General features: G+C 41.2%; 9 protein-coding genes and 1 other RNA gene. All 10 read right to left on the reverse strand.

Annotated features, from left to right (window positions below; genetic code table 11):
• Positions 1 to 17: 17 nt before the first annotated feature.
• The 10 genes from B9N86_RS28030 to B9N86_RS28075 all read right to left on the reverse strand — a co-directional run bounded on the left by B9N86_RS28030 (position 18) and on the right by B9N86_RS28075 (position 15,665).
• A complete protein-coding gene (locus B9N86_RS28030) occupies positions 18 to 1,415 on the reverse strand; it encodes a restriction endonuclease (protein ID WP_208916395.1) in 1,398 nt (465 codons plus the stop codon).
• A gap of 635 nt (positions 1,416 to 2,050) precedes the next feature.
• Positions 2,051 to 4,843 carry a TrlF family AAA-like ATPase gene (locus B9N86_RS28035; RefSeq protein WP_208916397.1) on the reverse strand — a complete coding sequence of 931 codons (2,793 nt, stop codon included), beginning with the start codon at positions 4,841 to 4,843 and terminating at the stop codon, positions 2,051 to 2,053.
• A gap of 54 nt (positions 4,844 to 4,897) precedes the next feature.
• Entirely contained in the window at positions 4,898 to 7,324 is a 2,427-nt protein-coding gene (locus B9N86_RS28040) for an HD domain-containing protein (protein WP_208916399.1), read from the reverse strand.
• 470 nt (positions 7,325 to 7,794) lie between these two features.
• The gene (locus B9N86_RS28045; protein WP_208916401.1) at positions 7,795 to 8,262 is read right to left on the reverse strand and encodes a hypothetical protein; all 468 of its coding nucleotides are present in this window, start codon (positions 8,260 to 8,262) and stop codon (positions 7,795 to 7,797) included.
• 179 nt (positions 8,263 to 8,441) lie between these two features.
• Positions 8,442 to 8,806, reverse strand: a transfer-messenger RNA (tmRNA) gene (ssrA, locus tag B9N86_RS28050).
• A 402-nt stretch (positions 8,807 to 9,208) separates the two neighbouring features.
• The gene (smpB, locus tag B9N86_RS28055) at positions 9,209 to 9,688 is read right to left on the reverse strand and encodes an SsrA-binding protein SmpB (RefSeq protein ID WP_208916403.1); all 480 of its coding nucleotides are present in this window, start codon (positions 9,686 to 9,688) and stop codon (positions 9,209 to 9,211) included.
• 245 nt (positions 9,689 to 9,933) lie between these two features.
• Positions 9,934 to 12,699 carry a ribonuclease R gene (gene rnr, locus B9N86_RS28060; RefSeq protein ID WP_208920877.1) on the reverse strand — a complete coding sequence of 922 codons (2,766 nt, stop codon included), beginning with the start codon at positions 12,697 to 12,699 and terminating at the stop codon, positions 9,934 to 9,936.
• A 233-nt stretch (positions 12,700 to 12,932) separates the two neighbouring features.
• Entirely contained in the window at positions 12,933 to 13,163 is a 231-nt protein-coding gene (secG, locus tag B9N86_RS28065) for a preprotein translocase subunit SecG (RefSeq protein ID WP_208916405.1), read from the reverse strand.
• A 228-nt stretch (positions 13,164 to 13,391) separates the two neighbouring features.
• Positions 13,392 to 13,841 (reverse strand): PaaI family thioesterase, encoded by a 450-nt coding sequence (locus B9N86_RS28070; RefSeq protein ID WP_208916407.1) that lies wholly within the window; start codon positions 13,839 to 13,841, stop codon positions 13,392 to 13,394.
• A gap of 144 nt (positions 13,842 to 13,985) precedes the next feature.
• Entirely contained in the window at positions 13,986 to 15,665 is a 1,680-nt protein-coding gene (locus tag B9N86_RS28075; RefSeq protein ID WP_208920879.1) for a long-chain-fatty-acid--CoA ligase, read from the reverse strand.
• Between the last annotated feature and the right edge of the window lie 27 nt (positions 15,666 to 15,692).

Below are 15,692 nucleotides of genomic sequence, written 5' to 3' on the forward strand. Positions count from 1 at the left end.
TAAAAGAATCGCTATAACTATCCTCTGAATTTTTCAATTATTTCTCTTAATTCATTAAAATATTCAGTAAACATCAATCTTAAATTAACCTTATCACTCCCATGAGGAAGAACTGCTATTTCCCAGTCAAAGACCTCTTCAGGTGTCTCTTTTTCATTCATATCAGGAAGATAAACATATCTCTTTGAAATTCTAAAATACTTTAAAACTGATAAAGGCAATTTTCTCATTAAATTATCTAATTTATTTTCATCAGTAACCCTGAAAATAATTAAAGCAGAAAATAATTGTTCCTGTGAGATTGAGTTTGTTGAGATAACTTGCTCCCAATCATCTGAATAATTAAATAAATCTATAGCCTCAAAGTTACTATTTTCAGATCGTATTACTTCAACAAAATCCAAAGTTGAAAAGTTACTTACTAAGGATTCAAAAGACTCTATAGCTACGCGTTCTCTCTGACCTAGCTCCAGCTCCCAATTTTCATTTTCATATATTTCATATGTATTTATTTGCTCTTTTCGATGATATCCCCAGGCAAAACTCCCTAAATACGGTTGGTAGTAATCGTAATGATCTATATCATAATGATCACTGCCTGAGTTAACTGGATATATATGTACGTCGAAGGAATAATATTGCCCATCTTCTAGTACATTTCCGTGCCCGAGCAAACGTTTTATTGATTCGTGTGATAAATACGGAATCTCTTTAGTAGGGTATAGATAATCAACGTACCATGTGTATGAACCATTTTTATCATCGTAATATACTGCTCTTGGTCTTATAGAATGAAACTCAGGCATTGATATTTTTTCAATAGCATTTATTCTTTTCTTAATACTTTCTAGGTGAACTTCTGCATAAGAGCCAATACGATTAGATAGATGTATATAATAACCCATTATATTTATTATCCAACGATTCGGATTTTCAGTTGCATATATCCTCCACCCATCCAAATTTGACGAAACAGGAAAAAACCGCTGTGCTATTGTCCAAGCTTTAGGTGTAGAAAGTAACCTCTCCAACATTGCACTATCCCAAAAAATAGCAGACAAATTGTTACTCCTACTATTTATTGCTTCTAATTTGTTCACTACAGTCGATGACGGATATGTGGAACATACTAATAAATATCCCGTGGCATCGTGTTGAATACATAAATCTATAATATCGCCCACATCACTTATTGGCACAGCCCTCTCTGCGTGAGCATAGTGTTTACACTGAACTAACCAGCGTTTTTCAATTGGAAGTATCTTGCTTTTTGGTGATTCCACACATAACAAATCTTTTCCACCATCCGGCCCTTTTCCACTCCAATAAACCCGCATCCCCATATTGAATAAAATTTCTCTTATTAATAATTCAAACTCATTACCATCAGTATTAAGTTCTTTAAAGTCCAGCATCAATGGTACTCCCTTGGCATATGATATTAAACTTTTCGCAATTTATTTAAGCACCTTATTATGGCTCAATATAAAAATTAGTACTTGAAGCTACGCATGAACAAAGCGGAGGGGCGGAGGGATTCTGAAGAAACGATAGCGTTCGCCTTTAAGACCGATTTCAACCTCAATTTATCATTTCAACAAAGAAGTCGGGCTTTAACAGCGATCGGAAGAACCCTCCAACCCATAGCGATACTACTTACAGGATCTCAAGCACTGATTTTAGTTTTGAGCCCTTATTATTTAATAGAAATAATTATTAACTCAATAAGGGGGCTTCATAGTATTACGTAGTTAAAAAGTTCATTATAAAATTTATAGAGTAATCGGCATAGAGCTTCTACGAGTATGAGTACTCGCGATGAACCCGGAGCGACAAACCTTCGCGTTGCTGATCAGCTTATCATGCTCGTCCCTCCATATAAAATTGCACACCTACTTAATCCACCCAATATAGCAAAGCACCAAAATAAGATTACTCAGTCATATTTAAACCATATTTTTTCGTCATACCATTGGGTACAATATTTAAAATGGTCAGTCAGGTAAGCAAGTATTTTATATCTATAACTGGCCTATATTAAATCTCTATTTTATTTTGAAAACCCATACTTACTCTCACGTTGTTTAAAAGCTTCTTCCCCACCTTCAAGTAAACTAGCAACTTCTTTTCGAATTTCAAAGTTCTCAATGGAACCTGCTCGATATAGAATTTTATTATCTATAAAATCAGCAACTATTATTTGCTCAGCATCAGAATTAACTACTAAATTAGCATTATGGGTTGCAATAATAATTTGTCGTTTCTCTTTTGCTTTTCGGAATGTGGTAAGCAACTCTTCAGAAATAAATCTATTGTCCAAATTATCCTCTGGTTGATCTAATATTATAGGGTAATCTCCGTCTGCTAAATATAATTTTAATATTACCGCTCCCTTTTGACCAACACTCAATTTAGATAGTTCAACATCATTAAAATATACTTTTGTATCTAATTGAAAATAGTCATGAGTAAGCCATTTGAAGTAGTCAAATATAGTTTTATTTTTCCTTAAATATTTGACTATTAATTTGTAGCTTGTTATGTCTATATCCGTACTATTTTCAAGGTAACCTATAATATTACTACCTGTTTGATCTAAAAATTCACTTGGAAGTTTCCTTTTATCAAAAATATCATCTGCCAGTTCCTCAAACTGAGTTCTATCAAAATAAACTTCTGCTTTAAAGTCAATGTTCTGGAGAATGTCTTTTTCAGATGACTTGTAGGCTTCAATTATTCGATCATATGAATTTTGTTGACCTTTATAGTTAAGTAATAGTTCCTCATATTTAGTATTCAGTTCAACAACCTTACTGTCTAACTCACTCTGTTTTTTCCGAATTTCTGAGATTTTTTCAATTATCTCCTCTTTTGCTTTCTCTAATTCACCCTTCTCTTTCAACAAAACAGCCTGCTCACTTTGTCTACCAGTAAAACTCTTTATATCTTCAGTATGCTTCTTTCTCTGATCTTCTAGATCTAGTTTCCCTATAGTAGCATATACTTTATTCTTGTTAATTGCCGCTAAAATATTGCTAAAATCCACACGAGATACTTCCTCAATTACTAACTGTGAATTTTGTTGATTAAGTCTCTCAATTTGAGCATTTATAGAAACTTGGATTTCATCAAGTTCTTTAGCCAAGTTCTCACAATCGCTAATAAATTCTTTCGCTATTTCAAATTGTTTATCTAATTCCTTTAACTTTCCAGTTAACTTGAGTGTATCTTCTTCTTCTTGCCTTGTAAGTGTACCTTCAAAATCAAGTAACTTTATTACTCTATCCTTCAGTTCACCTTTCTTAATTTCAAGCTGTCGATTCAGGCCCTCAATAATCTCCGGAGAAGTTTCGGCTATTAGTATGTCAATTTCAGCTATAAGTGTAGCTATCTCTCGATTAACTTGTAGAATTTTATTATCCATTTCAATATAAGAACGATATTCGTAATCATCTATTTTTGATAATTGGGTAAAAATTAAATTCTGTATATCTTTGTGCATTGCCTTCGTATTACCCGCTACTTCTTCTATTTTCCCCTGTGGTAAATAGCGAACTTGCCCATTAGAAAAGAAAGTATTTTCAGTTAATTTTTTTGTGAATGAAGTCTGGTCATCTAAAAAATCAATTGATACCTCTAAATCAGAGCAATCTTTCTCAATCCTCTGTACAAAGGAGTTTTGATCTTCATTATTGTTATTAGTTGCTCTTCCCCTTAAATCATAATGACGACTTCTATCGTATTCACTATAACAATTCGCAATTAGATCCAGTACAGCAGTCTTACCTGAGCCTTTTCCTCCAATAACGGCCACTAAATTCTTATTAAATTGCAAATTAACATCATTAAATCCTAACTCTTGGTTTATTTCCACTGCGTTCATTTTAAACCTTTTCAAAGAAAAAATATTTTTTTTGCTATCTGGTTCATCTTTTTGAATTCTCACTCTAGTATCTGGTTCAAACAGTAACTGACGCAAACCCGCAAAGGTGGGTTCACCCTTTATCCAACAAAACCGATCTAGATCCGGTTTAAACAACTTATCAAAATCATGTGCATCTGATCCGTGTAAACATGCCTTTAAAGTTCCACATTTCCTAATGACCTCATCTTTCGAATCAATTCCCTGACCAAGAAAGTACTTACAGTCGTTGTTATTGCCTGAGAATATAAAGTGCACATTTCGATATAATTCTTGTCTAGTAGAAGCTATAGAATTGTCTTTAAGACCCGAAATACCATCAGATGAGCTATTGCTTGCAACGATAAAAATCTTATCTTTGTATCTTTGCTCTGTTTCTATTAGATTCTTTAAATCATTAACATTTACTTTAAATTGATTAACTCCTTCTTTATAGCAATCGGACTCATTTAAAAGAGCAGGATTAAATGCCTTTCCTAAAGAAGAAAGATCATCTTTATTACATCTATATTTACTCCCATTGTAATCATATTTTAATTCATCTAAAAACCTTCTAATATCCTGCACTGTCAACTCATTTGAGAAAATACAATGTACGTTTATCGCCTTATTCTTGTCCGTAATTGGAACAATACGAAATTCGACATTAGCTAGTATCAAATCAAAGTTTTTTAACCGGCCTTTATCTTTATATTCCATAACCCTTTCAAATCCATCTATTGAACAATAGTCAGTAATACCAACAACTGAAACAGATGAATCTGCTGATTCAAGCTTATCAATATATTTTCCCCAAATTTGTTCTCCATATTGAGTTGATTCTTCCGTATTCTCAAATTTATACTGCATATTAAGAACTGACTCTGGTGTATGGACATGCAAATCCCATCTTTTCCATGTTGAACCGATTGATTTATGCATATAATTTGTGTCCCTTCTCTCCCTAAGTAAGAAATCAGCATTGAAGTTTCGTAATCATCTATTTACTTTATTTAGCCCATTAATAAAAGGTTGACTCTTGGCATTCGTTAATAATATATCTTTTAATATATTCCAATAATTTTCTTCAACTTTTTCTGATATAGCCTCACACACTATATATGCTAGATCTTCTTCAAATTGAAACCATTTATCAGTAAGCAATACTTGAGTTCTAGATGAATTTAAATCTAAATCTCTACTACCACATACATCCAATACTAATAATACAGGTATCGGCCATTTAATCTGCACTTGATTTCTCTGTGTTCTCCAGTAATCCGGAAATAGTGTAGTTGGGACTTCTATTCCGTGTAACGAAAATCTAGATTTTGATTTAACAATACTACTACTACTGAAAGACTCTTCTATTTCATTCCCTATAGTTATACTAATTGTGGTAGAACTCATTTGTATTGCATTTTCTGTTAATTTGTAAGATTTCTCTAAATTGTATGTTTCAAAATCGATTTCAACATCTTTCGATTTCAGTTTTATTTGATCGGCAGGATGACCTTCTTTTTCTAAAATAAATACTGCAATTGAGCCAACAATGCCAGATTTGTCGTTTACAGAGAATTGAATTTTATTTATATTATCATGCTCTGACCATTCAGTACCTCCTAAAGAGAGAGCATCAATAGTTCTAAAGCTATTCTGGTCTCTTTCTTTAGTAATAGTAGCTGTACAAATTTTAATTTTACATGGTGGATTTGGTATTGCACTTTCTACTGCTTCAATAAATTGCTTATCATCCATACGATTCCATGGATTTGTTTTTTTTCTTAGAATTAGTTTTGTTGAAGTTCCTGGTTTAGTTCGCTTGCCACTCTTTATCCAGAAAATACTTTCCTGCCCTTCAACAGTCAAATTAATAGGTTCACTAGACTCATGAGGACCGTAAACTCTTCTAGTATCAACAATTAAAGTATCTGCCACCATAAAACAAGATAAAATGCCAATTCCAAATCTTGAAGTCGGTGTAAATGACGCATTAAATTCTGATTTCATATCATAAAAATCTGACGACTTATAAAACGATGAGCCCACTTTTGTATAATATGAATCAATAATATACTGATCCATACCAATTCCATTGTCGATAACTTCTAAAATATCCTCATTCTCTTCAGTCTTATATCCTACGGTAATCTCAGGAGTATATGAATTTCCCCATTCTTTTTCTAATGCTTGTCTAAGTAAACATGCATCTATTGAATTTTGAATTAATTCCCTTAATGCAACTTCTGGATCACCATACAATTTTGTACCCATTAGTAGGTCTATAACTTGATTCTTACTAAGATTAAACTGAGTATCGCGATACATATATAATGGATTGCCACGAATATCTTTTTTAGTCGTAATTTTAGATCTATCTACTTGAAAGGGTATCTGAATACACAGATCTCTATTATTACCTCTATGATATTCATTTAGTTTATTTATTAAATTATTGCAAGAGCTTAACTCTGAATCTATCAAATTACAAAATTGATGAATTGAAGCTTCAATAGCTGGATGAGTGCACTTTGCTTGAAACTGTATAACTTCATCACTAATAAACCATGACTCAATTGAACGATGTTTATTCCATTCCTGTAATGAAACTGGATTTCGCACTGCTAAATGTGAAAATAAAACTGCTGGCGTTCGCTTTGCATCAAAATCTAATATATCAGCAAGTCTTAATATAATTGCTATTAAAGGTAGACAGGCATAGATACCTTGACCACATAAGAACTGCTTATCTAAGTCCATAACTGAATGAACATTTTCATTGTGACTAAAACATATCTCTGCAACTTCACCAGCTAAATCAGTATCCCTGTATCTAATCTTATCTGCCCAATCCCTAATAATAATTTCTTTCGCACGAAATGAATGTGTTTCTCTTATGTAGTCAGAAATTAAATAGCTTTTCATCAATTCAGCTTTACTATTGTTTCCTTGATTAGATAAATCATTAATTACCGCAGTTCTGTCCGGCTTTGCGGAAACGTATCTTTTGAATTTTAAGTATTCCTCTTCATCCAACTCATCTTCAAAATCCGGATATTTATCCCATACTTTTTTCCATGAAACAACTGACTTTTCATCAGGTGCCATACCTATATCGTGAAAAAAAGCACTTAGAATTAAAATCAGTAATTCAGGAACAGACAATTTAGAAATATTTTTTGGTGTTAACAAGTTCTCCATTAGCTTTAATACTCTAAATAAATGATCGCCATCATGTAGTGTGTATTCCCCCATATGACGAAGAATTGTTTTAGTTCTTTGATATGCATAGTGTGAAACATCATCAACAAGTGTCAACACATGCCTACCCGATACATCGTCTTCACATTTCAATGCTAGAGTTTTATATAGATTGCTATTTTCTAGTCTTAATTTAGTTTCTTCCCGCCAATCTTCTGTCATATCATATCCCCTCTCAATTTATCATCAAATTATAATTAACATTATCCATTAAGAAGCATACACCACTACTATAAGAAAACTTCAACACTACTCGACAAAATCCCTGCTCATATTACTATTTGCTAGTATAACAGGCATATCAATAAGATATGCGCCCTGAACTTTCAGGGCTCTTGTTTATAGGCTGGGTAGGTATACTGAGAACAACTAGATGACTTTTATGTAAGAGGTCTGGTTAGCGAACTTGTTCTGGAAAAAGATTTAAAATTTTTATTCAAGAATATTAATGATCCGATTAAGACATTATTATAGACATTTCGTCTACAATGATCTTTTAAAATTCTGCTGAGAAATTCTGATGTCTACATTCCGTCTACATTTTCAGGCATAACAAAAACCCAGCCCTTATCGGGGCTGGGTTTTCACAATGGAGGCGAGGGGAGTCGAACCCCTGTCTCCATCTAAGTGAGTTACCTAAGATATGTCATCTTAATATCTACGAGGGTATCCAAATTGATTTCAATCCCCATATCCTCATGTTCATTAATAGCAATTAATGTTTTATCTTTGATACTTAATTTTTTTATAGGATTTGTTTCATCAAAAAAGATACCCCAAACCAAATTGTCATTTGCATCTGTGCAAGCAATGAAGCCTTCATTTCCCATTTGCCCATCCCCGCCATAAATTTTACCGCCTTGATAGTCAATATTCGTCCATGCATCAACCATTGTCCAGCATTCGGCGTCATATTTTTCAATACTTTCAATAGTTGTATCACACTGGGGAGAACAGTAAATTTTGCGCTCATTGTTGTTAGGATTGTAATATGTCGCGACATTTAAAATGATTATTTTGCCATTTGGAAAAGCAATGCAATTAATTCCAGGCAACTCACGTTGTTCAGCAGACCAATGTTTAATTATTAAATTGCTCATAACTTTATCCTTTCAAATTTTTTTCACAAGAGTTGTAATATACTTTCTAATACTATAAATCAGGAATCTTTTGTTCAACTCGTCTACAAGAATTGAGATATCACCAAAGTCTCGTGTCTACAATCCGTCTACAATTTCAGGCATAATAAAAACCCAGCCTTATTAGGACTGGGTTTTAACAATGGAGGCGAGGGGAGTCGAACCCCTGTCCGAAGATAACGACAACACAAGCTTCTACGGGTGTAGTGACAGATTTGATGTCACCCTAGAGACTCCCTGTCACCGGATTCCCTTCAGGTCAGCCTGATTATCTTCTTCAGCACACCCCAGGCGGAGATGTGACAGCGTATCCCACTAAAGTTGGGCCCTTATCTCGGCACATGGGCGATGCAGAGTAAGAGCACGCTCACAGGTTATTAAGCTGCGAAAGCGTAGTTGTTTTGTTGTTTGCCGTTTAATAGGCTTTAGCGTTGATGAAGTGGACGCGTCCCCACTACCCGCTACTCATGCCCGAACTATCCCCGTCGAATCCAAAAACGCCCCCTTAATGTGAGAAACAGCGACCTTCCTTTATGGAAGTGAACTGTCTACTCAAAAGGGCTTCTGGATTAGATCAAAGACGATCAGCCATAGCAGATCGATCTATTCCACATCCTTTCCCTCCAAGAAAGAATGACGAAGCTTTACGCTTGTTTTCAATGATCTTAACGATCTCTTACATCACTTAGTATATCACATTTTGCTGCAAAGTGATATACATTTCACAGGGAGAACAGCTAAAATCTGCCATCCGCTGTGTTTATTATTACACCATATGTTTATGACTTAAACATGATGCCACATTCGTAATGTTCTTACAAATCACTGTAAAAAATCACAATTTGATGAACCATCTTCGACATGCATCCGAGAGGCCATATTTCCCTAACAACTACACCATGCCAGCTTATCTCGCGATCTTCTGCTTCTCGCGCAGAGCCCGCTGGATATCACGCTGAGCATCCCGCTTCGCGGCTGTATCCCGCTTGTCGTACTGCTTCTTACCTTTACCCAAGCCGAGCAGCAGCTTCGCATAGCCATTACGGACGTACACCTTCAGCGGCACAATAGAGTAGCCGTCCTGCTTGGACTGACCCAGCAGCTTGCGGATCTGCTCCTTATGCATAAGAAGCTTCCGGGTCCGGGTTGGATCCGTTGGATTGCTTCGGTTGCCCTGTTCAAACGGGCTGATGTGCATGTTATGGATATGGATCTCGCCATTCCGGATCGTAGCAAAAGCATCTCCGATGTTCGCGCGGCCATTACGTATAGATTTAATCTCCGTGCCGGTCAGCACCATACCGGCTTCATACGTATCTTCGATGAAGTAATCATGGGAAGCTTTCTTGTTCTGGGCCAGAACCTTCCCGTCACTTTTCTTACCCATAGGATCACTCCTTATCCCCTAAAAATAACTACCAAATGAAACAAAAGAACTTCTGGAAGATGCCTTAACAAAAGCAACCTTACCAGAAGTCCATTGTATCAACAGAACCCGTCAAAAGCAAGGCAGGACAAGCGTTTGGGAGCTTTTATTCCCATAACGAAAGTCCAGCTGGAAAAAGAGCCTTAACTTCTCCCAGCCGATGTACTTTGCTTTATTGCATTTGGTTTGGCATCTCAAGGTTCCAGCTACTTTTTCTTCTTCCGCACAAAAGCGGCTGTGCCGTTTCCACCGTTGCCTTTGCTTTTACGCTTGCGTCCGCCTCCGGCACCTGGTCCAGGCGTTGGTCCTTCCCCGATGAAAACACCACTGCCGGACGTTTTTTTGCGTCGGCTCTTGCCGCCGTTATCACCTTTGCCACTGTAACCACTTCTAGCGTTACGGTCAAAACCAGTGGAACTTGTGCCCTGCGAGCTGTAACCACCTTTGCCGCTGCCGAAGCCGAAGCTTTGCTGCTGCTCACCAGCAGCCCCACCTGCTTCGCCCACACGGATACCAGTGCCGCCAGCCTGCCCGGCATCTCCGCTACGCTTGCCGCGTCTGCCGCCATTGCCGCTGCTTTCGCTGCCTGCAGCAGCCGCGTCTCCGCCGCGCTTACCGCGTCTGCTGCCATTGCCACCGCTCTCGTTGCCTACAGCAACTGCGTCACCGCCGCGTTTACCGCGTCTACCGCTCTTGCCACCATTCTCGCCGCCTGCAGCAGCCGCATCACTACCGCGCTTACCGCCACGGCCCGGTTTAGCCCCGCCACGCGCGCCACCATCACGGCCGCCAAATCCTCTGCCGGCCTGTCCACCGCGTCCGCCTTCTTTACGCGGCTTCATATCCACCATCTCAAAATCGATGGTGTGTTCGTCCATGTTCACGTTCGCCACACGGACCTTCACATCATCACCGATCCGGTAAACCTTCGAAGTCCGCTCGCCGATCAGCGCCATGTGCTGCTCATCGAAGTGGTAATAGTCGTCGGTCAATCCTCCGAGACGGATCAAGCCTTCTACTGTATTCTCCAGCTCAATAAACATACCGAAGCTCGTTACACTGCTGATAATCCCTTCGAATTCTTCGCCGACCTTATCCAGCATGTACTCGGCTTTCTTGAGTGCTTCCGTATCCCGCTCTGCATCGACTGCTACACGCTCTCGTTCAGACGATTGCTGAGCAACGTCCGGCATCCGTTCCGCCAAATACTCCTGACGCTTCTCGGACAGCATGTTGCCGTTCTCAACCACTTCCCGGATAACCCGGTGAATGACAAGGTCCGGATAACGGCGGATCGGGGACGTAAAGTGGGAGTAATACTCGGCCGCAAGCCCAAAATGCCCAGTGCTCTCGGCATCGTACTTCGCCTGCTTCATCGAACGGAGCATCATTGTGCTAAGCACTGTCTGCTCCTTCGTGCCTTGGATCGCCTCCAGCAGATTTTGCAGCGCCCGTGGATGAATCGAGTTACCCCGCCCCTTCACGTGATGCCCAAAATTCGCGGCAAACGCCATAAAGTTCTGTAGCTTCTCCTGATCCGGATCTTCGTGAATCCGGTAAATGAACGGAACCTTCAACCAGTGGAAATGCTCTGCCACTGTTTCGTTGGCCGCCAACATGAATTCCTCGATAATCTGCTCGGCAATGGAGCGCTCTCTTTTGACGATATCTACCGCTTTACCGTTCTCGTCCACGATGACCTTGGATTCCACAAAATCAAAGTCTACCGCGCCGCGCTGCATCCGGCGATTTCTCAGCTTTAACGCAAGCTCGCGCATCAACCTGAAGTCGTCCACCAGATCGCTATAGCGTTCGATCAGCTCCGGGTCCTCGTCGATCAAAATTTTACGGACATTGTTGTACGTCATCCGCTCTTTCGTCTTGATCACACTTGTGAAGACGTCATGCTTCACAACCTTCATCTGCTCGTTGAACTCCATCTCACAAGACAATGTAAGACGGTCCACCTGCGGATTCAAACTGCAAATACCGTTGGACAGACGGTGAGGAAGCATCGGAATTACCCGGTCTACAAGATACACACTGCAGCCCCGGTTATACGCTTCAATATCCAAAGGCGAACCCTCGCGTACGTAGTAACCTACATCCGCGATATGTACGCCCAGCTTGTAATTACCGTTAGGCAACCGCTCCACATTAACTGCATCATCAAGATCCTTGGCATCCTCGCCGTCAATCGTTACGATGTTCAGCCCGCGCAGATCCCGGCGTCCCTGCTGTACAATCTCTTCGTCCGTAATAGAGTCAGGCGCATGATCCGCCTCCGCCAGCACTTCCTCCGGAAATCCTTCCGGCAGCTGATGCTTCCGGATAATTGACAGGATATCTATGCCCGGGTCGTCCTTGTGGCCGAGTATCTCCACAACCTCGCCCTCAGCCGCCGCCCGTCCTTCCGGATAGCTTACCAGCTTCACAACAACCTTTACACCGTCCACAGCACCGTTAATAGCATGCTTCGGTATGAATATATCCCGGTTAATCCGCTTATCATCCGGCAACACAAATCCATATGCCTCATGATTCTGGAACACGCCTACTACCTGGGTAACTGCGCGTGTTACAATGCGCACCACTTCCCCTTCCAGCTTACCGCCAGCCGGGCTCTTCGAACTGACGCGTACAAGCACAATATCGCCGTTCATTGCGCTTTTCAGGTCATTCGCATGAATGTACACATCGGGATGCTCACGATCATCCGGAATGAGAAATGCAAAGCCCTTGGAATGGACCTGCAGGCGTCCCCGCTGCAAATCCAACCGCTCCGGCACACCGTAGCGCTGGTTACTGGTTAGAAGGATTTTTCCAGACTGCTCCAGCTCATTCAACAGCTTCAGAAACTCGCGGAATTCATGTGCGTCACTTATTCCAAAATGCTTCTCCAATTCCTGATACGTCATCGGTTTATAGTCGGTTTCCCGCATAAATTCCAATATTATTTCTTCTGTTATCATCATTATCACCTCGAGGGAACGTGCGCTCCTGTTCGTCTTATACCGCAAATGTATCCATTGTTTACCTTCATAATACTCATACCCTAGTATACACGAATTTAATCCCGGGTATCCTTATCACCATGTCTCAGCGCAGAGGCAGCAATAAATCGAAACCATAATATGTATGTATGACAAATATAAAAAAACCTCCGCTCTTCCATAGTTGAAAAAGCGAAGGTTATGCTTGTGTACTATTTCAAGACAGCGACAACGACTGCTAGAATAAAGAATCCCGCCGCTACCCCAACGGTCACGCGCTGCAGCACGAGCTCCATACCGCGGGCTTTAGTCTTACCGAAAAGATGTTCCGCACCGCCGGAGATGGCACCGGAAAGACCTGCGCTTTTCCCTTTCTGCAGAAGAACAATTGCAATCAACGCGATCGAGAAAACAACAAGCAGCACCTCAAAAAACATTACCAATACTTCCACCTCCTAAACGTGTAAACATCCGAATTTATTACAATTAATATAATCAAAGATTTACATAGAAAAACAGCATTCTTATTGTAGCATATCTACAAAGGATTGACAAGGCAGATGTGGCGATCTAAGGAAGTTACCGGCATATCTTTTTAGTCTTCCAAACAAAGCATCAAAGGCCTGCCTCTCTTCAAGATGAAGAATGGCAGACCACTGATATTCCCTGCATCACTTCACACGAAACGATCCAGTGCTGATAGCCACCAGTTCACCGTTTTCGTCCGTGATCCGGGATTCCGTCGTAACAGACCGCCGTGTGCCGTGGACGATGTTCGCCTTCACCGTCAGCCGCCCTTCCCTCGCGGGTTTCACAAAATGCACGTTCAAATTGCTGGTCACGGTCGATTCACCGGGGCGATCCAGCATAACCGCAATCCCCATCGCATTATCCATTAGAGAAGAGAGAACGCCACCGTGGACGATCCCCATCATATTCATATGATGCGGCTGTGCATCCAGTGTAACGACTACCCCTTCCCTACCAGCAGACTCCATCTTACAACCGAGGTATCCCCAAAAGGTCGGTTCGGCAGCCTTGGTCATGGCCTGGATATATGCCTCACGTTCCTCTTCGCTCGGTTTGGGCTTTAAGTCAGGTTCGGTATTGGCATGGTTCATAAAGAAAGCACCTCCCTTCTTCATCATCAGTGCTGTTACGCTAGTTGGGACACAGGTCTAAGCAAGTAGGCTGCCCCGCAGGATAAGCCGGCTAATGGCACATCCTCGGCACGTTGTAGCAGCAACACGCCTATTTCTCTAAGTTCAACCCGTCGGTCTACCTTCGTCTTCCTCTTCTAGCAGCTTGCGTCGCAGCACTTTACCAATCATTGTCTTGGGTAGCGAGTCGCGGAACACATACTGCCTCGGCACCTTATAGGCGGCCAGCTGACTGCGGCAAAATTTCTCCAGATCCACCGGATCCGGCTTTGCTCCGTCCTTCAGCACAATGTAAGCTTTAACGGTCTCACCACGGTAGTCGTCCCGCGTTCCAACCACGACGGCCTCTTTGACAGACGGATGCTCATACAGCACTTCTTCAATTTCACGGGGATATATATTGTAACCGCTCGCGATAATCATATCCTTCTTCCGGTCAATAATCTTGAAATACCCTTCCTCGTCCATCGTTGCCATATCGCCTGTAAACAACCAGCCGTTCCGAAGAGTATCAAACGTTTCCTCCGGCCGGTTCCAATACCCCTTCATCACCTGTGGCCCTTTCACGATTAACTCGCCAGGCTCTCCCAGCGGTACCTCTTCGCCGGTATCCGGGTTTACGACCATGGCCTCCGTATCCGGCATCGGCAGCCCGATGGTACCAAGCTTGCGTCTTTCCCAGATCGGATTCACATGCGTAACAGGTGATGACTCGGTAAGTCCGTAACCTTCGATCAAACGGCCCTTCGTCATTTCTTCAAATTTATCCTGCACTTCTGCCGGTAACCCAGCTGAACCGCTAATACATGCATTTAGAGAAGACAGGTCGTACTCAAGAATGCGTGGATGATTAATGAGTGCAATGTACATGGTTGGGGCACCTGGGAACAGCGTCGGTTTCCTTTTCCGGATCAAATCCAAAATCATCGTCACCTCGAATTTTGGCACCAGCAGGAGCTCACTTGCCCGGTAGATCGCCTGGTTCAGCAAAACGGTCAGACCAAACACATGAAAGCAGGGCAGTGCCGCTAGATAGCGTTCTTTGCCCTCTTCCACTCTGTAGCACCAATTCGCACTTTGTAGCGTATTGGCAATGAGGTTGTAATGCGTAAGCATAACCCCTTTGGGTACACCCGTCGTACCTCCCGTGTACTGAAGCAGCGCCAGATCCTTCTCTGCGTCAATCTTTTCGCATAACGGAAAGTCCGACGATTCCGCGAGAAGTTTTTTAAAGGGATGCACCGTCTCACCATACGTAACAACCGGTAAAGGGCCGGCTTTTTTGGCCTTGATCGGGTACAGCATGTTTTTCGGAAAAGGAAGATAGTCTGGTATAGAAGTCACAATCATGTGTTTCAATTCCGTCTCTGCAATGACCTTCTCCACCCTGGACACAAACATATCCATCGTAATCATCACTTTTGCGCCTGAATCCTTCATTTGATGCGCGATCTCCCGCTCCATATAGAGGGGGTTCGTCATCACCACAATCGCGCCGGCGAGTAGCGCCCCGTAATAGGAGATAACGACCTGGGGACAATTGGGCAGCATAATCGCCACCCGGTCCCCCTTTGCCACTCCCTTGCCCCGAAGTGCCTGTGCCATGCGATATGAAGACTCCAGTAATGTTTTATAACTGATACTTTTGCCCATAAAATACAGCGCCGGCCGATCCGGAAATTTCTGTGCAGACGTTACGAGAAATAACGCCAAGTTCTGTTTCGGATAATCAAACGTGGGGGCTACTTCAGCCGGGTAAAACGGCAGCCAAGGCTTTGCATGCATACAAAACCATCCCTTTCCTGAGGAATG

Origin of the sequence: Paenibacillus uliginis N3/975 (assembly GCF_900177425.1) — a bacterium.
GTDB classification, from domain to species: domain Bacteria; phylum Bacillota; class Bacilli; order Paenibacillales; family Paenibacillaceae; genus Paenibacillus_AQ; species Paenibacillus_AQ uliginis.